Annotated in this window: 16 protein-coding genes; 6 read left to right on the top strand and 10 right to left on the bottom strand. The window is 61.2% G+C overall.

Annotated elements, in window-relative coordinates; genetic code table 11:
- Positions 1-9 precede the first annotated feature (9 nt).
- Genes AWB78_RS31640 through AWB78_RS31630 form a run of 3 tightly spaced genes read left to right on the top strand, consistent with a single transcriptional unit; the run spans position 10 to position 3,111 of the window.
- Entirely contained in the window at positions 10-837 is an 828-nt protein-coding gene (locus AWB78_RS31640) for a CoA transferase subunit A (RefSeq protein WP_062610567.1), read from the top strand.
- A complete protein-coding gene (locus AWB78_RS31635) occupies positions 830-1,564 on the top strand; it encodes a CoA-transferase subunit beta (protein WP_062610566.1) in 735 nt (244 codons plus the stop codon). The genes AWB78_RS31640 and AWB78_RS31635 overlap by 8 nt, the downstream gene beginning before the upstream one ends.
- Positions 1,565-1,569: 5 nt before the next feature.
- Entirely contained in the window at positions 1,570-3,111 is a 1,542-nt protein-coding gene (locus AWB78_RS31630) for a class I adenylate-forming enzyme family protein (RefSeq protein ID WP_232477953.1), read from the top strand.
- Positions 3,112-3,177: 66 nt separating this feature from the next.
- Here the strand turns inward: AWB78_RS31630 and AWB78_RS31625 are convergent, their stop codons facing one another.
- From AWB78_RS31625 to AWB78_RS31615, 3 genes are read right to left on the bottom strand one after another with little or no spacing between them, the layout of a single operon-like run.
- Positions 3,178-5,535: an arylsulfatase gene (locus AWB78_RS31625; protein ID WP_063959055.1), complete on the bottom strand. Its 2,358-nt coding sequence runs from the start codon at positions 5,533-5,535 to the stop codon at positions 3,178-3,180.
- Positions 5,536-6,489 (bottom strand): formylglycine-generating enzyme family protein, encoded by a 954-nt coding sequence (locus AWB78_RS31620; protein ID WP_198399390.1) that lies wholly within the window; start codon positions 6,487-6,489, stop codon positions 5,536-5,538.
- A 22-nt stretch (positions 6,490-6,511) separates the two neighbouring features.
- Positions 6,512-7,843: an MFS transporter gene (locus AWB78_RS31615; RefSeq protein WP_062610565.1), complete on the bottom strand. Its 1,332-nt coding sequence runs from the start codon at positions 7,841-7,843 to the stop codon at positions 6,512-6,514.
- A 307-nt stretch (positions 7,844-8,150) separates the two neighbouring features.
- Between AWB78_RS31615 and AWB78_RS31610 the strand changes: the two genes are divergently transcribed.
- Positions 8,151-9,581 carry an NAD-dependent succinate-semialdehyde dehydrogenase gene (locus AWB78_RS31610; RefSeq protein ID WP_062610564.1) on the top strand — a complete coding sequence of 477 codons (1,431 nt, stop codon included), beginning with the start codon at positions 8,151-8,153 and terminating at the stop codon, positions 9,579-9,581.
- Positions 9,582-9,659: 78 nt separating this feature from the next.
- Positions 9,660-11,213 (top strand): FAD/NAD(P)-binding protein, encoded by a 1,554-nt coding sequence (locus AWB78_RS31605; RefSeq protein ID WP_157697680.1) that lies wholly within the window; start codon positions 9,660-9,662, stop codon positions 11,211-11,213.
- Positions 11,214-11,287: 74 nt separating this feature from the next.
- Here AWB78_RS31605 and AWB78_RS31600 read toward each other — a convergent pair whose 3' ends face one another.
- The 6 genes from AWB78_RS31600 to AWB78_RS31575 all read right to left on the bottom strand — a co-directional run bounded on the left by AWB78_RS31600 (position 11,288) and on the right by AWB78_RS31575 (position 19,229).
- A complete protein-coding gene (locus tag AWB78_RS31600; RefSeq protein ID WP_062610562.1) occupies positions 11,288-12,946 on the bottom strand; it encodes a GMC family oxidoreductase in 1,659 nt (552 codons plus the stop codon).
- Between the two features lie 397 nt (positions 12,947-13,343).
- Positions 13,344-14,084, bottom strand: coding sequence for a response regulator transcription factor (locus tag AWB78_RS31595; protein WP_082883489.1), 741 nt, complete (start codon positions 14,082-14,084; stop codon positions 13,344-13,346).
- A gap of 39 nt (positions 14,085-14,123) precedes the next feature.
- Positions 14,124-14,414: a hypothetical protein gene (locus AWB78_RS31590; RefSeq protein ID WP_062610561.1), complete on the bottom strand. Its 291-nt coding sequence runs from the start codon at positions 14,412-14,414 to the stop codon at positions 14,124-14,126.
- Between the two features lie 109 nt (positions 14,415-14,523).
- Entirely contained in the window at positions 14,524-15,954 is a 1,431-nt protein-coding gene (locus AWB78_RS31585) for an NAD-dependent succinate-semialdehyde dehydrogenase (RefSeq protein ID WP_062610560.1), read from the bottom strand.
- 152 nt (positions 15,955-16,106) lie between these two features.
- Positions 16,107-17,444: an MFS transporter gene (locus tag AWB78_RS31580; protein ID WP_198399393.1), complete on the bottom strand. Its 1,338-nt coding sequence runs from the start codon at positions 17,442-17,444 to the stop codon at positions 16,107-16,109.
- A 105-nt stretch (positions 17,445-17,549) separates the two neighbouring features.
- The gene (locus AWB78_RS31575) at positions 17,550-19,229 is read right to left on the bottom strand and encodes a GMC family oxidoreductase (protein WP_062610558.1); all 1,680 of its coding nucleotides are present in this window, start codon (positions 19,227-19,229) and stop codon (positions 17,550-17,552) included.
- Between the two features lie 315 nt (positions 19,230-19,544).
- On the opposite strand from AWB78_RS31575, the gene AWB78_RS31570 reads away from it, so the two are divergent.
- The gene (locus tag AWB78_RS31570) at positions 19,545-20,342 is read left to right on the top strand and encodes a GntR family transcriptional regulator (RefSeq protein ID WP_062610557.1); all 798 of its coding nucleotides are present in this window, start codon (positions 19,545-19,547) and stop codon (positions 20,340-20,342) included.
- Between the two features lie 350 nt (positions 20,343-20,692).
- On the opposite strand, the gene AWB78_RS31565 is transcribed toward AWB78_RS31570, so the two are convergent.
- Positions 20,693-21,334: thiamine pyrophosphate-dependent enzyme (locus AWB78_RS31565; protein ID WP_332460124.1), on the bottom strand; the 642-nt coding region annotated here is incomplete at its 5' end.

Below are 21,334 nucleotides of genomic sequence, written 5' to 3'. Positions count from 1 at the left end.
GACATCGACATGAGTTCGGGATTTGCCAGCAAGGACAAGGAACGCTCGCTCGCCGAACTGGTGGCGCTCGTGCCGAACGGCGCGTCACTGGGGCTGGGCGGCAGCTTCCTGCATCGCGGGCCGTTCGCGTTCGTGCGCGAACTGATTCGCCAGGAAAAGCGCGACATCGAGATCATCAAGCAGTCGCCGGGTTACGACATCGATATTCTGTGCCGCGCCGGCGTCGCGTCGCGCGCGCGTTGCGGCATCGTCGCGATGGAAGGAAATTTCGGGCTCGCGCCGTGGTACAGGCGCGCGATCGAACAAGGCCGGTTGAAGCTCGAAGAGCACGCGTGCGCGACGCTCACCGCCGGTTTGCGCGCGGCCGCGTTCGGCGTGCCCTTCATGCCGTGCGGCGGCGTGCACGGCAGCGAACTCGTTCGCGTCAACGACTGGAAGTGCATCGACGATCCCTACGGCAGCGGCCAGCAGACCTACGTCATTCCGGCGATATCGCCCGACTTCGCGGTGATTCACGCATCGAGCGTGGACCGGCTCGGCAACGTGCGCATTGCGGGCACGTATCACTGGGACCGCATCATGAGCCGCGCATCGAAGAGCGTGCTCGTCGTCGCGGAGGAAGTGTCCGACGAGAACTTCGCCGATCAGCCCGAACTCACCGTCGTGCCGCATTTCATGGTGCAGAACTACGCGATCGTCAAGAACGGCGCATGGCCGGGCTCGTGCTGGCCGTCGTATGCGATCGACTATCCCGCGGTCGAAGCGTATCTGGAAGACGGCGCGGACGCACTCGCCCGTCATATCGACGCGGCGCCGGAGGCACGTCAAAATGGCTGAAAACTGGAGCGGTTTCTCGTATATCGTCACCAACCTTGCGCGCTTCATCCGTCCGGACGAGATCACGTTCAGCGGCGTGAATTCGACGCCGCCGATGCTCGCGTGTCTGCTCGCGAAACGCGCGTATGACTGGGACTTCGTCTATATCAACGTCGCGGGCGGCGTCGATCCGTCGCCCTCTTCGATTCCGATTTCCAGCTCCGATCCGCTGCTCGCCCAAGGCTCGGCGTCGATTTTCGCCAACGAAGACTTCTACGATCTCTGCACGCGCGGCCGCATGGACCTGACGTTCCTCGGCGCGGCGCAGCTCGATGGCGAAGGCAACGCGAACAACTCGTGCATCGGTGACTGGTCGCATCCGAAGGTGCGTCTGCCCGGCGGCGGCGGCGGTGCGGTCATGCTTCCCACGGCGAAGCGCGCCTGCACATGGCGCACCGAGCATTCGAAGCGAACGCTCGTCGACAAGCTCGACTTCGTCACGTCGTGGGGCGGCATGCATGGCGTCGTCACGCCTATCGCCGTGTTCGTGAAGCGCGACGGCAAGCTCGCGCTTCAATCGTGGCATCCGGAATCGAGCCTGGAGGAAGTGCGCGAGCGTACCGGATTTTCGTTCGATGCCATCGATGCCGTGCCCACCGCCCTACCCACCGCGCGCGAACGGGAAGCGCTCGCCACGCTGGACCCGCAAGGGCAATTCGAACGAGATGCTGCCATCCGACTCAGGTAACGACTGTGAAGATATCCACCGCTTTGAATCTCGACGCGAAGCCGACGACATTAGCGCAAGCGTTCGATCGGTACTGGCACGCGCGCGGCGTGCAGGACCTTCCCGCGCTTAACGACGGCGCAAGGACGTTGACATACGCCGATCTCGCGCGCGAGACAGGCTCCGTCGCGGCCAACCTCTCGGGCCGCGATGCGCAACCAGGCGATGTCGTCGCAATCATCATGTCCCGCTCGCTGGATGCCGTGGTACTGCTGCTCGCGGCGATCCGCGCAGGTCTGTGTCCCTGCGTGTTCGAACCCAAACTGGCGCCCGAGGAAGTCGGCGTACGGCTGATCGAAACGCGCGCGCGTTTCCTCGTGCATGACGCCGACAATGCTGCGTTCGTCGAATCGCTCTCGATTCCCGAAACCACCACGACGCTCGATTTCGCGCGCTTGACGCAGGCGGCGTACTTTCCTCCCGTCGATGTCGCACCCGATTGTCCCGCGCTTCTGCTCTTCACCTCCGGCAGCACTGGCCGTCCGAAAGTGGTGCAGCTCACGCAGGCGGCGCTCCTGAACAACGCGCTCGGCGTGCTCGAGCAAAGCGCGCTGTCGAGCGACGACTGCCTGCTGCACGTGATGCCGATCTATCACACGAACGGCGTCAACAATCAGTTGTTCGCGCCGCTGCTGGCCGGCTCGAAGATCGCGTTCTGCCCGCGATTCCGCGCGGAAGACATGCCCGAACTGATCGCGCGCTTCAGGCCGACCATCATTACCGGCGTGCCGACGATGTACTCGCGCATGCTCCCGCAGCACTTCGATGCCAATGTGCTCGCGACTCTGCGCATGGCGCGATGCGGCTCGGCGCCGATCACCGAAGCGCTGCATCGCGAGGTCGAAGCGAAGCTCGGCTGTCCGCTGGTGATCTCGTACGGCCTCTCGGAAGCGACATGCACGAGCACGCTGAATCCGCCGACTGCGCGACGCATCGGCTCGGTCGGCAAGGTGCTGCCGGGACAGACGGTAGGTCTGCGCGTCGCTGACGGCTCGATGAGCCACGCGCCCAACGTCGAGGGTGAAATCTGCATCGCAGGCCCGAACCTGATGACCGGCTATCTCGGCGCGGACGATGCCACGGCCCGCACCGTCACCGATGGATGGCTGCGCACCGGCGACCTAGGCCGCTTCGATGACGATGGCTATCTCTACGTGACGGGCCGTATCAAGGACGTGATCATTCGCGGCGGCGAGAACCTGTCGCCGTTGCTGATCGAAAGCGTGATCGTCGCGCAAGGCGATGTGCTCGCGTGCTGCGTCGTGGGACGCGCGGACAAGGATCTCGGCGAAGTGCCGGTTGCATTCGTCGTGGCGAAAGATGCCAATACGACGAACGCCGAGCGTGTGCAGGATGCCGTGAGGAAACGGCTCTCGCGCATCTATGTGCCGCACGACGTGGTGTTCGTCGATTCGCTGCCGGAAACGGCGGTCGGCAAGGTCGATCGCAAGACGCTCGCAAAGCGCGTCGCCGATGGTTATTACGAAGAGAAGCAGACAACGAACTGAAGCCGGCCGAGACGAAATAAAAAGGGGGAACCGCGCGGTTCCCCCTTTTTCATTGCGATGACCATGTCATTCGTTTTCGTGCCGCGCCTTCTCCACGGCGAGCTTTTCCTGCTTGCGGTCGTGCTCGTCGAGATCGTCCAGAACGTCGATGGTCACGCTGTGGATCTCGCCGGGAAACTCGAACGGACACGCGTAGGTTTCATCGACCGGCGTGCCGGTGTCGAGCCCGATATCGAACGTCTCGGTATATGAGTACTGGATCGGCACAGTGCGCGCGATCGTGCCGTGACCAGCGTCTTCGCCGTCGATCGAGAGACGCACTTCGCCACCCGCGCCGAGCTTCGGCCGTTCGACGCCGAACGTCATGCGAACGCGCTGTCGCCCCGGCATGAGCGGTCGATCGGAGACGACCGTATGCCGCTCCAGACCCGATACGTTGTGCACGTAATAAAGGCGACCATCCTTCACGTACAGCGCGTATCCACCGAAGCGTCCGCCGGCTGTCACGAGCATGCCCGAGGCGCCCTCTTCCGGCATCGTCAGCTCGACCTCGATGCGATGCGAGCGTCCCTTCAGGTTCGGCGCACTGCCTTCGGGAATGCCGTATACGCCCTGGTGATAGACGAAGTGCGTACGCCCCCGCGCAAGCGCCGGACCCTGGTGATACCGCTCGCCGTAGCGGTCGTCGAGCGGCAGCACGTTATGTTGCTCCGCTTCGGCCCACCACAATTGCTGCAATTCGCGCAGCTTCTCCGGATGCTCGGCCGCGAGATCGCGAGCCTGCGAAAAATCGACGTCAACGTGATACAGCTCCCAAGGGTCCGAATCGAACTCGCCCGTCGCGCCGCCGCCGCCGATCTGCCACGGCAGCCGCCCGCGATGACGCGCGCCCGCGACCCAGCCTTCGTGATAGATCGCGCGGTTGCCGAGCAGCTCAAAATACTGCGTTCGGCGTTTCGATGCCGCATCGCGCTCCTTGAAGCTGTACGACATCGATACGCCTTCCATCGGCTTCTGTCCGACGCCGTTCACCGATTCGGGCATCGGAATGCCGGCGGCTTCGAGTATTGTCGGCACGATGTCGATGCAATGATGGAACTGTTCGCGCAATGCGCCGAGATCCGCGATGCGCTTGGGCCATGACATCACCATGCCGTTGCGCGTGCCGCCGAAGTGCGAGGCGATCTGCTTGACCCATTGCATCGGCGCGGAACCGGCCCACGCCCAGCCGACCGGATAGTTCGTGTAGCTCATCGGCCCGCCGATATCGTCGATGCGCGCGAGCTGCTCGGCGAGCGTCTGCGGCATGCCGTTGAGATTGCCCCACTTGTTGACCTGCCCCTTGAGCGTGCCCTCAGCGCTCGGGCCGTTGTCGCCCGCGATGAAGATGACCATCGTATCGTCATCGATACCCTGCGCGGCCAGTTCGTCCATCACGCGGCCGATCTGGTGATCGCAATGCGACAATGCGCCCGCGAACGCTTCCATGAGCCGTGCGCCGAGACGCTTTTCGTCATCGGTCGATTCGCCCCACGCGGGAATCTCGGCGGGGCGCGGCGTGAGTTGCGCATCGGGCGGAATGACGCCGAGCTCGCGCTGCCGCTCGAAAGTGCGCTTGCGCTGCTCGTCCCAGCCGTGATCGAACGCACCGCGATAGCGCTCGATCCATTCTTTCGGCGCGTGATGCGGGGAATGCGCGGTGCCCGGCGCGATGTACAGAAAGAACGGCCGGTCCGGATTCACCGAGCGTTGCAGCCTGATCCACGAGATCGCGTGATCGGCGAGGTCTTCGTCGAGATGCAGTTCCTTTTTCTTCGTCTCGCGCCGGACCACGGGCCGCGTGTTCTCCACGAGCACGGGATCCCACTGGTTCGCGTCCGCGCCGAGAAAGCCGTAGAAGTACTCGAAGCCGAGGCCTGTCGGCCAGCGGTCGAACGGTCCGACCGGGCTCGTTTCCCATTCGGGCGTGTTGTGCCACTTGCCGAGCGCGGCGGTCGCGTAGCCGTTGGCGCGCAAGGTCTCGGCAATGCATGCGGAATCGCGCGGCCACATCGAGTTGTAGCCGGGAAAGCCTGTCGCCAGATTGGTGATCGCGCCGTTCGCCACGCTGTGATGATTGCGCCCCGTCAGGAGCGCGGCGCGCGTTGGCGTGCACATCGCCGTCGTGTGGAAGCGGTTGTAACGCAGCCCGCGCGTGGCGAGGCGATCGAGCGTGGGCATCGCGACGGGGCCGCCAAAGGTGCTCGGATGTCCGAAGCCGACGTCGTCGAGCAGGATCAGCACGACGTTCGGCGCGCCCGCTGGCGGCTTGACAGGCTGCGGGAAGCTTTGCTTCGAATCGGCCCAGGTCTTGCCGACCTTTCCATCGAACGGCTCCTCCGGTAATGGAAGCGAACTGCGGTCTGAGGCTTTGCGTTCTGCCATCTAGATCTCCTTGAGTTCAATAACTGCGGCGCCGCGCACGACACAGCGAAAGCCAATGTGGCATGACGCGGTATCGATCATTTGCGGCTGGCGCGCGGACGGGCGATAACGGTCGCAGTAAGACGGCGCGCACAGAAACGAGCCGCCCTTCACAACCTTGCGGGGAATGGGAATATTGGGTTGCGACGGATCGAAACTCGCTGCGGCCGCCGGCCCTCGAGGATTGCCGACGACACAACAGGGCTTCGAATGCGCGCGCGGCTGATCGACGTACCAGTCTTCGGTCCACTCCCAGACATTGCCCGCCATGTCGTGCAATCCGTAGCCGTTGGGTGGAAACACGCCGACCGGCGAGGTGCGCTCGTAGCCGTCGAGCGCAAGGTTCTGCCACGGGAATTCGCCTTGCCACGTATTGGCCATCATGCGGCCTTCCGGCATGAAGTCGTCGCCCCAGACAAACGCTGCCTGATCCAGCCCGCCGCGCGCCGCGTATTCCCACTCGGCTTCAGTCGGCAGGTCCTTGCCTGCCCATCGCGCATAGGCGGCCGCGTCTTCGAACGAGACATGGACGACGGGATGATCGCCCAGCGCGTCGATGCCGCTCGCGCCGCCACAGGGGCTGCGCCACGAGGCACCTTGCGTATAACGCCACCACGCGTAAGGATCGTATCGGTCGACCGGACCCGGCGGTTGATGAAAGGTGAGCGCGCCGGGCGTCAACGCACTGGCCTCGGCGCCGGGATAAAGCGCGGGATCGGGGACGCGCTCGGCCACGGTGACATAGCCGGTCGCGTCGACGAACGCGGCGAACGCCGCATTGGTCACGGGTGTCGGATCGATCCAGAATCCGTCGACGCGCACGCGTCGGACGGGCGCTTCTTCGGGATGATGCTTCTCGCTGCCCATCCTGAAGATGCCGCCTTCGATCCATACCATTTGATTGGCGATCTGCATGGACGCTCCTGGCGCGGACACGCTACTTCATCGCCGACATACGCGCAGCGCGAGCCGCTTCGCGTTGCGGTGACGGCAGCGCGCAGAGCAGCGTGATCATGCCGATGATGATGATCGAGGCAATCACGGCGAGCCCGCTGTATAGGCTTCCGGTCGCTTCCTTGAGCATGCCGACGATGTTCGGGCTCAACACGCCACCGATTGCACCCAGCGCGGTGATCATCGCAATCCCGCCGGCGGCGGAATCGCCTCGCAGATAGGTCGGCGGAATCGTCCAGAAAGTGGCGAGGTTGGCATACAAACCGACCGACGCCACCGCAAGGCAGCACACGGTCAACGGGATGCTGCCCGCAGCCGCCGGAAGCAGCAGGAACGCCGCCGCCACCGCGAATCCCGACCCTGCGACGTGCCAGCGACGTTCGCCGTGCCGGTCCGAACTGTAGCCAGCGAGCAGCGTGCCGATCGCCGTGCAAACCGAGATGCCGCCACTGATCAGTCCGATCGTGCCGATGTTCTGCACACCGGCTTGCCGGATGATGCTCGGGATCCAGAAGCTGACTGCATTGAGCCCCATGAAGATCGTGAAGTAGATGAACGCGAGCAGATAGAGACGAGGATTGCGCAATGCGTCGCGCATGCTGCCGTGCGCGCCTTCCTTTGCGCCATTGGTGCTGTCGGCGGCGAGCGCGGCCATCACGCGCGTCCGTTCAGCGGGCGTCAGCCACTTCGCGTCTTTCGGATGATCGTCGAGAAAGAACAGCGCCATGATGCCGAGCATCATCGCGGGCACGCCTTCGATCAGAAACAGCCATTGCCAGCCACGCAAACCCATGGCGGTATCGAAATGACTCATGATGCCGCCCGAGAGCGGCCCGCCAATGACGCCTGCGAGCGGAATGGCAATGACGAAGAGCGACGTCACCCGCCCGCGCCGCGCATCGGGGAACCAGTAGGTCAGGTACAGGATGATGCCGGGAAAGAAGCCTGCCTCCGCCGCGCCGAGCAGAAAACGCAGCACGTAGAGCATCGTCGCACTCTTCGTGAACATCAGCATCACGGTAAACAGGCCCCATAGAAACATGATCCGCATAAGTGTCTTGCGCACACCGATGCGGGCGAGCATGAGGTTGCTCGGCACCTCGAACGCCATATAGCTCACGAAAAAGATGCCTGCGGCCATGCCATAAACCGCGTCGTTCAGCTTCAGGTCCTGCAGAAACTGCAGCTTCGCGAAGCCAATATTCACCCGATCGATGAAATTGATGACGTAACACACGAAAAGAAACGGGACGATGCGCCGCGTGATCTTGCGAAACAGCGCGTCATCGGGTGACAAGGGAATGGCAGATTTCATCGTTGTCTCCAGACGTTCTTGAAATGACCAGTCTTTCCCGGCTTTGCGACACAACAACTTTGATTTTCCGTCCTATCCTTTAGGACATATGTCGCAATATGCGTTTTGATCATGCTGGCACCAGGCTGCGCAATCCGCAAGCGAAATAACCCGCATTGCGGGAAATCCCGAGCACCACACGCGTCGACCGGACATCGACTCGCCTTGACAGCACGGCGTGCAAAGCGCGATCATTTCGTTTAATGGGAGTGAAGTCCTGCAATTTAGGACGATAAACCAGTCAATCTCTTAAACTCAGGAGCCGCGCATGTACCCCGAACTATTCCTCTACATCAATGGCGAATTCATCGGCGCGAGCGGTGCGCGCCGGTCAGAGGAAGTCATCAATCCCGCCACGCGAGAGGTTCTGGGTCGCCTGCCCCACGCGAGCCCGCAGGATCTCGATCACGCGGTGGCGTCCGCGCAGAAGGCGTTCGCGTCGTGGAAGAAGAGTTCGCCCATGTTGCGCTCGGAGATTCTGCGGCGCGTCGGCGCTCTGGCTCGCGAACGCGCCGATGACATCGCTCGCGCGCTGACGCTCGATCAGGGCAAGCCGCTCGCGGAGGCGAAAACCGAAGTGATCGGATGCGCGGACCACGCCGACTGGCATGCCGAAGAATGCCGTCGCATCTATGGACGGGTCATCCCGTCGCGCGATCCGGCGGTGCGGCAGATGGTGTTGCGCGAGCCGATCGGTGTCTGTGCCGCCTTCACCCCGTGGAATTTCCCGTTCAATCAGGCCATTCGCAAGATCGTGGCAGCGGTGGGCGCGGGTTGCACAATCGTTCTCAAGGGGCCCGAGGATGCGCCGAGCGCGGTGGTTGCGCTGGCGCATCTGTTTCATGATGCCGGTCTTCCCCCCGGGGTCCTGAACATCGTATGGGGCGTGCCGCATGAAGTATCCGGCCACCTGATCGCGAACCCCGCGGTGCGCAAGATTTCTTTCACCGGTTCCGTCGAGGTGGGCAAGAAGCTGGCGTCGCTGGCGAGCGCACACATGAAGCGCATGACGATGGAACTGGGCGGCCACGCGCCCGTGATCGTGTGCGAGGACGCGGACCTCGACGCAGCCGTGCTCGTCACGATGAAGGCCAAGCTGCGAAACGCGGGCCAGGTATGCGTCGCGCCGACGCGTCTGTTCGTGCACGACGCGGTCTTCGATGCCTTCCGCGATCGCATGGTGGCTGCGTTCGAAAGCGTGAAGATCGGCGCCGGCATGGACGCGGATACCGCGATGGGCCCGCTCGCGCACGATCGCCGCGTGACCGAAATGCAAGGTTTCGTCGACGATGCGAAAGCGCGCGGCGGCAGCGTCCTGACCGGCGGCTACGCACCCGATCTGGGCGGCAGCTTCTTCGCGCCCACGCTCGTCGCCGGCCTTGCGGACGACGCGAAACTGATGACGCACGAACCGTTCGGTCCCATCGCGCCGCTCGCGCGTTTCAAAAGCCTCGACGAAGTCCTGCAACGCGCGAACAGCTTGCCCTTCGGCCTCGCTTCTTACGCGTTCACAGAAAACGCGAAGACCGCGCATCGGCTCGCGACCGAACTCGAAGCGGGCATGGTCAACATCAATCATTCGGGCATGGCGCTGCCGGAAACGCCCTTCGGCGGCATCAAGGACAGCGGCTTCGGCAGCGAAGGCGGCATGGAAACCTTCGATGGCTACCTGAACACGAAGTTCGTCACGCAAACCTGATTGATGCACTATCGGGCGCGGCGCGATCTCGCGCGCCGCGCCGTCCGCCTTGTATTGCCGCACTCCGTGGAGCCTGTGATGAACGAAACCATTTCGACGATCGCCGTCATCGGCGGCGGCTCGGTCGCCACGTCGTTTGTGTATCAGTTGCTGCATGCGCTGGAGTTGCCGCCGAGGCACACGTTGCGCGTGCTCGTATTCGAGCCCTCCGAAAGCATCGGTCCCGGCCAGGCTTATCAGACCGACGCGAACAGCAATCTGCTCAACATTCCCGCCAGCTCGATGTCGGCGATCGCGAACGAGCGAGACGACTTCGTGCGATGGCTGCGCGCGCGTTCGGCTAGCTACCTCGCCAGCTTCGGCGTGAGCGAGATCGACCCCAAAGACGTCTTTCCGCGTCCGTTGTTCGGCGCCTATCTGCGTGACGTCTACCGCCGCTGTCAGCGCAAGGCGCGCGAGCTCGGCGTGGCGCTCGAACACGTGCGCGCGCGCGTCTGCGATATCGAAGCGCCTGCATCCGGGACGACTGTGCGCGTCGTCACGGAGTCCGGCAACGGTTATGTCGCGCAGCGCGTCGTGCTATGCAACGGCAATCTGCCGTCCGTCGCGTTCGCGGATCTGCACGGCGACGCACGCTATTTCAACTCGCCCTATCCCGTCAGCGAACTCACGTCGCGGATCGGGCGTGACGATAGCGTGTGCATCGTCGGGACGAGCCTGAGCGCCGTCGACGCGATCGTCGCGCTTGCTCGCGGCGGCCATCGTGGACGGATCGTTGCAGTGTCGCGCAACGGCCGTCTGCCGTCCGTCAAAAGTCCGCACAACCCGTCTTTGTCGCTGACTGCGTTGTGTCCGGCTGCGCTCGATAGCGTGCTCGAAGGCGAAGACGGGGCAACGCTCGAAGCGCTCGGCGCGATGTTGCACAGCGCGCTCGTCGCCGCCGGCGGCGCATATGATCCCGCCGATGTCATCGGCCTGCGCGACGGCGATGCGCTCGCCGCGCTCACCGACGAGCTCGCGCGCGCACGTTCGGGGCCACGGCTGTGGCAGGCCGTCGCGGCATCGACGAACGAGTGCATCGAGCATTTGTGGCACGCGCTCGGCGACCTCGAGCGGCAGCGCTTTCTGCGCGACTTCCGCTCACTCTGGATGGCGCGCCGCGCGACCTTTCCGCTGCGCAACGCCGAGCAGATTCACGAGCGGCTCGCCTCCGGTCAGTTGTCGATCGTCGATGGCTTCGCGGGGCTTTATCGTCCGTGCAAGGACGGACCGTTCAATGTGCGCCGCTCGCGCAACGCCGGCGGCTTCGACACGCTCGAATGCGACTGGGTCGTCAACGCGACGAGCTTCAGCACGTCGATTCGCGAGACACGCGACCCGTTGATACGCATGCTGGTGCAGCGTGGCCTCGCCCGAGAAGATGCCGCCGGCGGCGTCGCGCTTGAGTTCGATACCGGCTGTCTCGTAACGGCGCGCGGCGTCGTAGAACGGCGTGTCTCACTGATCGGCAGTCTCGCGACAGGCGCCTACTTCTGGACCACGTCGATGGATATCAATGCGCGCCTCGCGGGTGGACAAGCGCAGGCGCTCGCGGCGTCGATCAGGGAGGCGGGAATGGCGCGCGTCGCGTGACGAGCGGATTGTGCTGTCGCAGTTGCTACGCCGGCCCGACTCATCGTCGGGGCCGGCGTTTTCGATGTGCGACTTCAGGACATCGTGGCAGTGGAGCGCTCGACGTCGTTGTCAAATCCAACCGAAGATGCATCGCCGCGCGACGCGGCGGCCAGAATCATATCTGCGGCCTTTTCCGCGATCATCACCGTCGGGGAATTCGTGTTGCCCGACACCAGCAGGGGCATGATCGAGCAATCGACCACGCGCAGCCCGCCCACGCCTCGGACACGCAGTTCGGGATCGACCACGGACATGTCGTCAACGCCCATCTTGCAGGTGCCGGACGGATGGAAGATCGTGCCGCCGGTTTCGCGCGCGAACGCGAGCAGTTCGTCATCCGTCGCCAGTGGCGCCTTCGGCGAGAACGTGTCGCGCAGATACGGCTTCATGGCCCGCGTGTCGGCGAGCCGCTGGATGAGGCGCAGCCCTTCGATCGCGCATCGCTGATCTACTTCCGCCGTGAGGTAGTTCGCGACAATGGAAGGCGACTCGCGCGAATCCGCAGATTTGATCGCGAGCCGGCCGCGTGATTCGGGCCGCAACTGGCACACCGAGAATGTGCATCCGGAGAATTTGTGCGGATCGGTGCGCGTTTTTTCTGCCGAGATCGCGCCGAAATGAAACTGTACGTCGGGCGTCTTCGATTCCGGCAGCACGCGCGCAAACATGCCGCCGGGCGTCGCAGTGTAGGCGAGCGGTCCGCGCTTGCGCAGCAGATAGTTCAGGCCGAGTCCGAGGCGGCCCGCCTTCGTGCGCATGCCGTCGTTGATCGTGATGGGTTTCGTGACGCGATAGATCGAGCGCAACTGGAGATGATCCTGCAGGTTTTCGCCGACGCCAGGAAGATCGCTCACCAGATCGATGCCATGCCTGCGCAGCAGCCCTGCCGCGCCGATGCCCGACAGTTGGAGAAGCTGCGGGCTTTGCAGCGCGCCCGCCGACAGAATCACCTCGCGCCGCGCCGCGATATGGAACTTCGCGCCATTCTGCGTGAACTCCACACCGCTCGCGCGCTTGCCCTCGAATACCACACGCTCGACGTGAGCCTGCGTCTCCACGCGCAGATTGGCGCGGTTCATCGCCGGACGCAGATAAGCCACTGCGGTGCTGCAGCGCTTCCCTTCCTTGATGAACATCTGGTAATAGCCGCAGCCTTCCTGTTGTGCGCCGTTGAAGTCGGGATTGCGCGGGATGCCGAGTTCCGCCCCTGCATCGAAGAATGCTTCCATCAGCTCGAAACGCTCGTTGATGTCCGAGCACCAGAGCGGGCCGTTCGCCCCGTGCCAGGTGCTTTCGCCACGCGTGTTGTGCTCCGATTTGCGGAAATACGGCAACACGTCCTTGAAGCTCCAGCCCGTGCAACCTGCATCTGCCCAGGCGTCGTAGTCCTCGTGCTGACCGCGAATGAAGATCAGCCCGTTGATCGAGCTCGATCCGCCGAGCACGACGCCGCGCGGCCAGAATATCTCGCGATTGCCCATCGTGGGCTCGGGGTCGGTATAGAAGTGCCGGGCAAATTGCGTTTCGTAAATCGTCTTGCCATAGCCGAGCGGCATGCGCAACCAAAACGAATCATCGACCGGGCCGCCTTCCAGCAGCAGTACCGAATGCTTGCCCGATTCGCTCAACCGGTTCGCTAGTACGCACCCCGCCGATCCCGCACCAACCACGATGTAGTCATATGTCTGCATGAGTAGCCTCGCCTGATTCGTTGTCTCCGGTGCCTCGCGCTCTAGGTCCAATCTTTCCCGCCCGCGGCGACATCCATTTTTGCGTCCTGATTTATGGGACACGCGTTCCAATTAATGGCACATTGAATCGTGTCACCAGCGGTGGAGGGGGTCAAGGGAAAGCACGGCGAATTCAGGGAATCCACCTATGGGTGAGGCAAGAAAGAAGCGGGAGGCACTGCGTAACCTCACCGGCGCGTCGTCGGAAAGGAAAAAGACAAGGTTTTCGCGGGATTGTCCGACGAGTCGGTGCCATCACATGCCCGTGAGGACTCGATAGACCGGCAAGAATGAGAACTCGCCTGAGCTAGATCGCTTCAACGCGCCGCACTTGGAAAAGTCGGTCCGGTGCGATGGCTCAAGATGCCGACTGTGTCATCGCATCGAACTTGGCGCGGCTGCCATGCTCGGTGCAGGCAGCAATGTCTGCTGTATCGGCCTCGAGGCAGTAACCCAGGCCTCTTAGCGTAACGACCTTTGCGCCGCTCCCTTTGAGCTTGTTACGCAAACGGTGCATATAGACTTCGATAGCGTTCGGACTGACGTCCTCTCCCCAACCGCATAGGTGACTTATGAGTTGGTCCTTCGATACGAGACGTCCAATTCGCTGAATCAAGATTTCGAGAATTTCAACCTCACGTGAAGACAAAGCGAGCACGTGATCGTTCACCCTGGCCACCCGTCCGACTGTGTCGAACGCGAGCAAGCCAATCCTGACTAATGACGGACCGCCTCCAACACCCCTTCGAGTGAGGGCGCGCACCCGTGCCATAAGCTCATCCAATGCGAAGGGTTTCGCCACGAAGTCATCAGCGCCGAGATCCAGACCTCGAACGCGACTTTCAGTGCTCTCCGCGGCGCTGAGAATCAACACCGGAAGATGTGAGTTCCGGTTACGCAACCGTGTCAAGACCTGCAAGCCGGACATCTTGGGAAGTCCAATATCCAGAATGAGCAGGTCGAACGTCTCGACAGACGCTAATGCGGTGTCCGCATCACTCCCGCAGGCGACCCAATCGACCGCGTAACCATTTTGACGTAGCGCTCGCACGAGCGCATCAGCGATGACAGTATCGTCTTCTGCTATCAAGATTCTCATGATGTTGAGTCGTGTGCGAGGTCCTGAGCGCAGGCGAGTTCAGGTTTGCGTCAATTTGGCGGATGCGCGCACGTATGCGTCCATGAGAATCTTGGCCTGCAGAGGCATGGACTGGCCGAGGAGGCCAGCGATGGTGCGAAGTTGAACAGCGAATCGCCGCTTATGTTCGACAGGCGTCGCTACGCCTCGATTGTCGAAATGCGCAAACGCCTCGTCGACAGTTTCCTTAAGGGTCTCGGAAACATCCTCGCCCGCCTGGTTCCGCGTGCCGAGTGCGAGACAACGATCGACATAGAACTGCACCAGCGCAGGGTTGAACGCGTTTTCCATCGAATATCTCCTTCGATCAGAACGAACCGGGCAGCCGAAGCCCTGGCACGGGCCAGGGCTTATCAACATGAAGGACGATTCCTCGCAGACGTGTAAGCGAAATCCGCGGCTAGATTTGGGTGACAAATTTCGTCGTAAGGTAGCCGTCGAACGTTTCCATGCCACCCTCGCTACCCATACCGCTATCCTTGATGCCGCCAAACGGTGTCTCGGGGAGTGCCATACCTGCGTGATTGATATTCACCATGCCTGCTTCGAGCTCGGTCGCGAGGCGGTGAGCCGATTTGGCACCTTCGGTGAACGCAAATGCGGCAAGTCCAAACGGCAGGCTGTTGGCTCGGACGATGACCTCTTCCAGGGTGTCGAATTTCGCGAGCGGCGCGATCGGTCCAAAGGGCTCCAACCGCATCAGGTCCGCACTGTCATCGAGATTGTCGACCAAAGTCGGTGCGAAAAAGCTCCCTCCGAGGTCTGGTGCGAATCCACCTGTTAGGATGTTGCCCCCCCTCGATTTCGCGTCTGCAACAAACCTCTCCATTTCGGAAACACGTCGCTCATGGGCGAGAGGCCCCATCGTGGTCGCTGCATCGATGCCGGGACCGAGCTTGGTCGTCTCGAAGGCGGCGACCATCTGGTCGCGAAACGTGTCGTATATGCCAGATTGAACGAACAGCCGCGTGGGGGCCACGCACACTTGACCCGCATTTCGCAGCTTCATCCGCATCGTTGTCTGTACGGCCGAATCTACGTCGGCATCGTCACAGACAACCACGGGGGCGTGACCTCCGAGTTCCATCGTCACACGCTTCATGTGAAGTCCGGCAAGCGCGGCAAGCTTCTTACCTACATCGACGGAGCCGGTGAATGACACCTTTCGGACCAACGGATGCTTGATAAGGTAGTCGGAGACTTCATGCGGTACGCCCCACACGACGTTTAACACTCCGGGGGGTAATCCAGCATCGTGAAAGAGCCTTGCCAGCGCTACGACCGCACTGGGCGAATCCTCCGGACCTTTCAGGATAATCGTGCAACCCGCACCGATTGCGGCCGAGATTTTCCTGATCGCCTGGTTGAACGGGAAATTCCACGGCGTGAACGCGGCACAAACCCCGACAGGTTCACGCACGACCACCTGCCGAACAGCGGAATCGCGCGAAGGAATGACCCGTCCGTAGATGCGACGGCACTCTTCTGCGTGCCAATCGGCGTGGTCTGCGCATGTGATGACCTCAGCGCGCGCCTCCGCCAAAGGCTTACCTTGGTCCAACGTAATCGCTTTCGCGATTTCGTCAGCACGGTCCCGAGCGATCACTGCAGCACGACGCAAAATTTCCGAACGTTGGAGCGGCGAACTCTTCTTCCATTTCAGGAAGGCCGCTTGTGACGTAGCCACAGCGTGTTCAAGGTCTGCAGCGCTCGCGTGAGGCAAACGTCCCAGTACCTCACGCGAAGCCGGATTGGTCACGCTTTCAGACTTGCGCTGTCCATCGATACCGATAAATTCGCCGTTGATATACAGAAATAGCTCGGGATACACAGAAGCTCCTGGAAATTGACGCAATTTTCGAATGAGCCTACAGATGCGGTCGCACAGGCGAACGAGAAGGACAACGGCCAGCTAACCGTGCCCTTCTTTCCGCGACTCGAGGGGATTTAAGGAGGAGCGGGACTTTAAATACCGTGCAATATCTACGAAAGCTGGCGACGGCGGCTCACGCTCTCCTCGTTTTGATGCTCACGATTTGCTAATGCGGCACGGCGACCGATGATGACCGCACACACAGACGACATGACTCCCGACCCGGCCACATAGGCGCAAACCAACCAAGGGCTTCCACCTGCGAGTGTTACGAGAACTGTTGCGATAATCGGCGTGAGACCACCTGCCGTGACGCTGGAGAACTGATAGACAAACGAGATCCCGGTGTAGCGCACCTTTGCGTCAAACAACTCGCACAAGAAAACAGATACCGTGCCATAGACTGCTGCATAAAAGATGCCGTAGGGAATCGCGATTGCCGCCCAAAGCAACATCGTGTTGCCAGCTGCGTGCGTGAAAACCCAGAAAGCAGGATAGACAGATGCTGCGGTAATCAGTGAAGCCAGTGCGTACAGCCGCGGGCGACCGAGCCAGTCCGAAATGCGACCGAAAATCGGGATGAAAATGGTGAGCACGACGCCACCGATCATCACCCCAACCAGGGCTTCGTTCCGGCTGATGCCAATGTGGCCCGTCAGGTAACTGATGGTGAAGACGCTGAAGATATTAAAGAACACCCCGTCAATGTGACGAGCACCCAGACCCAGGAGCATATTCCCCGGGAAGCGCTTGCACATATCGAAGAACGGCACCTTCGTCTCGCCGTGGGTGCTTTTGACCTTCGCAAACTCCGGCGTTTCCATCACGTTGAGACGGACCCACAGCCCGAACATCACAAAGAGAAACGAAAGCCCGAACGCAAGGCGCCATCCCCAAGCCATAAATTGTGCGTCGGTCAAGACGGCCGAGAGAGACGCGATGATGGCTGCTGACAACAGCACACCGACGGACAGACCGATTTGCGGCAGGCTCGTATAAAAGCCCTTACTCTCGGGGGGCGCGTACTCGTATGCCATCAGCACAGCTCCTCCCCATTCGCCGCCCAGACCGATGCCCTGAATCACGCGCAATAAGAGAAGCAGTGCCGGTGCCCAGTAACCAATCATGGCATATGTCGGGACCAAGCCGATTGCGACGGTGGAGATGCCCATAATCATCAAGGTGATGACCAGCATGCTCTTTCTGCCGACTCTGTCACCAAAGTGACCGAAGACGACACCGCCCAACGGCCGCGCCACGAAACCAACTGCGAAGGTTGCGTAGGCAAGCAGCGTTGAAGTCGCCGGGTCACCGACCGGAAAATAGAGTTTATTGATGACGATGCTGGCGACCACCCCATAAAGGAAGAAGTCATACCACTCAATGATGGCGCCGATGACACTGGCTGCTGCGACACGCCTAAGGGCTTGCTTGCTGGGATTCATGATGTCTCCACTTCATGAAAGGACTGACGCGAGTCACGATTGCCCGCGTTCTGCTCAATGGGGTGCCGTCGTTGCAGCACCTCCCTGATTTACCGACTGATTAGCCAGTCAACTCTGGTGCACTTCTCGTTTGCCGAGTTTATTAATCTTCACTTTGTCGACGAAGTAAGAAGGCTCGGCGCGACGGCGCTCGCCGTTGAGAATCATGTCGGCGGCCTTCTCCGCAATCATGACCGTTGGAATGTTCGTATTGCCGGAGATGAGCGTCGGCATGATCGAGCAGTCAACCACTCGCAAACCCTCCAGGCCCCGGACCTTCAACTCCTCGTCAACCACCGCCATCGGATCATCGGCCGGCCCCATCTTTGCCGTCCCAGAAGGATGGAAAATCGTGGTCGCGTACTCCCGGCAGAACTGCAGAATTTCGTCGTCCGTGCGCACGTTCGGGCCGGGTCGATATTCGCGCTTCATGTATGAGGCCATCGGCTCAGTCGCGGCAACCTTGCGCGCGAACTTCACACCGGCGACAGTCGTGCGTCGGTCCGTTTCAGTCGAGAGGTAGTTGCATTGAATGCGAGGCGCTTCCAAAGCTTCGAGCGAGCGAATTCTGACAAAGCCGCGCGACTCAGGGCGGAGCTGGCAAATAGAGTAAGTGCAACCAGGAAAATCATGAACGTCGCCTGCCGTGCTATCAGCAGACAGCGCCGCGAAGTGGAACTGAATGTCAGGGGTCGGATTTTCTTCCGGCAGCGCGCGGCAGAACATTCCACCGTGATTGATACCGACTGCCAGCGGGCCGCTGCGGCGCAAAAGCCATTGCAGCCCCATCTTCGCACGTCCCGTCAGGCTGCGGACCGCGTCATTGGTTGTAATCGGCTTCGTTACTTCGTACATCAGTCGCACCTGCAGGTGATCCTGAAGGTTCTCGCCGACTCCCGGACAGATGTGAACCGGCTTGATGCCAAACTCGGAAAGCAGCGACGCGGGGCCGACACCAGACAATTGCAGCAGCTGCGGTGACTGGATAGCACCGGCGCACAACAGGACTTCGCGCGCAGCGTTGACTTCGAGCGTGCGGCCCTCTCGGATGTATCTGACGCCAGTCGCGCGTTTTCCCTCGAACAAAACCTTCGTTGCCTGCGCGAGTGTCTCTATGTGGAGATTCGCGCGGCTTCTCGCCGGCTTCAGGTAGCCAACTGCTGTCGAGCAACGAAAGCCGTTCTTCGTACTGACCTGGAAATAGCCCACGCCTTCTTGGCGCCCGTCATTGAAATCATTGGTGCGAGGCACACCAAGGTTCTCCGACGCACCAATGAACGCGTCCACCAGTTCGTGCTCAGGCGGTACGCTTGTCGCATGCATCGGTCCGCTGTCACCGCGGGTTGCCGAGGCCCCCAAGTCGTTCGTCTCAAGCTTCCGAAAGTACGGCAGAACATCGTTCCAACCCCAGCCCGGATTTCCAAGGTCGCGCCACTCATCGTAGTCACGCTTTTGTCCACGGATGTAAATGAGGCCGTTGATGGAACTGCTACCACCCAGCGTCCGACCGCGCGGCTGATAGATTTTCCGGTTCGCGAGTTCCGGTTCGGGCTCAGTGTAGAACCGCCAGTTGTACTTGGGGTGCTGCATTGTCTTCGCATAGCCGATGGGAATATGAATCCACGGATAGCGGTCTTTCGGTCCAGCCTCCAGCAGGCATACAGTAAATTTGCCGTTTTCGCTGAGCCGATTTGCAAGGACAGAGCCGGCCGAGCCGGCGCCGACGATGACGTAGTCGAATGTTTGCATGCTGCCGTGTCTCCTAATTTCGCTCGCGTCTGGGTGAGCGCTGTGCATTTGCAACTTGTATGCAGATGTCTTACCATATTGATACAATGGCGCCTGACACGGTGCAAGCGAAAAAGCGCTTCGGGCTGGAATCTGAGTCTGAAGATGCTTTTTTGAACTGAAAAAGCGTGTCGTTTGACCTTTCTGGGACGGACCTTGATGCAGGGAAACTCTGAAAAGCGCGGTGCTTCGCGGCGACGCACGGCCCTACCACCTCCGGCAACGGAGTCGATCGAGAATGGCATTACGGCAGTCGCTGAAAATCGATCTCGAACCATGGCTAGCGAGGCGCTTCTCAATCGCGAAAGCGCGACGGCGCTCTATATGCAGATTGCCGACTTGCTGCGCACGGACATCGACTCGGGAGTTTTCGCGACCGACAGCAAGCTGCCCGCGGAGAACGAGCTCACCCACCGCTTTGGCGTTAGCCGCGTCACAGTCCGGCAGGCCATTGCGCAGTTGCTGGCTGAAGGCTACGTTGTCAGCAAACAAGGCAAAGGCACGTTCGTGTCCCGGCAAAAGCTCTTGCATGACCTAAAGCCGATGCGAGGCTTCTACGACGCGCTCATCGCGCAAGGCGTCGAGCCGAAGACGAAATTGCTCGAGTTCACGCCTGCATCTGCATCGGAGGCCGTAAGACAAGCGTTCGGGGCGACCGATGCCGATTGCTTCCAACTGAAGCGTCTGTACCTGGTCGACGACGAACCGATAGCCCTTGTCGTATCGACACTCCCGCCGGAGGCAAGCGGCCTGACCTGGGAGCAGGTGAATCGCAATCCCATTTACGTGCTGCTCGAGAATGTCCTGAACATGCCCGTGACGAAGGCGGAAGTACGCATTCGCGCGCGCTCGGCGGGCGCGTCCGTGGGACACTTGTTGGGACTATCTGCCAAGGCGCCCCTTCTCGTCATGGAGCGCGAGTCTTTTGGAAACGACGGTGTGTTGAGGGAGCGCACTTCGTTCTACATCCGCCCGGAAAACTACGAGTTTTCGCTGAGCGTTCAAGGTCCTCTGCCAGTGGGCTCATCAATCAAGAACGTGAACGGCTCTTCCCCGCGCGCAGATAAAAAATAAGAAGCGTTCGAAGTCGAGGCTCTCCAAAGCGGAGAGCCTCGTAGCGACTAATTTGTCGCGTTTGCTCAGACCAATCGGGGCCTTTGTTTAGTTGTTTTTGCACGTCCTTCGCGACGCTTTTCATGCTCAGCTTTGCCGCCGATTCACGGGATGGATGGCAGACCGCGGCCGGAAGGGAGCGTGCGCCGCATCACACTGCGACAACGATTCGACGTCCTCTCCTCGCCGCAGCGTTACAAATGGGGCGCAAAAGGTAGCTCGGTCAGAACCGGATCGATGTGTCCAGTGCCATACGGTGAACCATGGCTCCGTAGCGGGCATAACGCCCCGCCACGGGAATCCGTTTACCTTCAGACGAGATGACTGCGAATGCGGCGCAGTTCGTCACCCATGCGAGTGAATCGCGCATCGGTCATCTCCACGGAAGGCTTGGAAGTACCCAGCGTAGGCGCCTCCTTCGTTACCACCAACTCAACGAAGGCCGGCGACGGACCGCTCAGAATAGAGCTAATCTGACTCTCGAAATCCTCCGGGTTGTCAATACGCAATGACGCCCGATAGCCCGCCGAGCTGGCGAGGCCAACGAAGTCCACCTTCTGGGCGCCCGGTGTGTCGAGATTGCCAAGGCCCGAGAATTGAGTGCTGTTGTTGAGGAGGAAGTGGACGTATTTGCCCGGTGCTGCTTGTGCGACGGTTACCAAGCCCCCCAGCTCCATCAACAGACTCGCGTCTCCGTCGAGCACGAAGACGGGCCGCTCTGGTTGCGCCAAGGCCAGGCCCAGCCCCAAGGAGGCCGCTCCACCCATTAGGGGGACGCAGGCAACGTTGAGCGGGTCAGATGAAATCTTATCCATGGCGTTCATTGCACCCATCGTGCTAACGACGATGGCATCGCCACGGGATTTCTGAATAATTGTAAGCCGTCCATCTTTGACGTCTGGCGGTGATCGACTGGAGCGAGGAGCATAGGTGTCCACCAATTTCGAGGTGGA

The sequence above is a fragment of the Caballeronia calidae genome (assembly GCF_900044055.2).
GTDB classification, from domain to species: Bacteria; Pseudomonadota; Gammaproteobacteria; order Burkholderiales; family Burkholderiaceae; genus Caballeronia; species Caballeronia calidae.
This window is presented reverse-complemented; position numbering and strand designations above follow the sequence as displayed.